This window comes from Shigella sp. SIG3 (assembly GCF_053555855.1).
In genome coordinates, this window is sequence record NZ_JBQZXE010000345.1 from 1 (window position 1) to 343 (window position 343).

Here is a 343-nt window from a genome sequence, read left to right on the forward strand (position 1 = left end):
TCTTTCAGGAAGCTCAGCTTTTTCCACTGACCATGCTTATTCAGACCTCCACAGGTTACAGACACATGTACATGCGGATGCCAGTTGAGACGACGGCCATACGTGTGGATGGCGCAGAAGATACCGGGTTCCTGCCCCCGTTTCCGGGCGGCATACAGCAGATTCTCCACCGCCAGACGGCACACGTCATTCAGCAGCCACCGGTTGCTTTCGAACACCGGCCACAGCGTGTCCGGCAGGGTGAAGACCAGGTGTACCCAGTCGCAGTCAGGAAGACGATTCAGCTGTGTCGCTATCCACAGGTCTGTGGCCTTTTTTCCGCAGGACGGGCAGGCACGGCTGC

Annotated in this window: 1 protein-coding gene; it reads right to left on the minus strand. The window is 58.0% G+C overall.

Annotated features, from left to right (window positions below; translation table 11 throughout):
- Positions 1-343: transposase (locus tag ACUU1I_RS21345; RefSeq protein WP_449144955.1), on the minus strand; the 343-nt coding region annotated here is incomplete at both ends.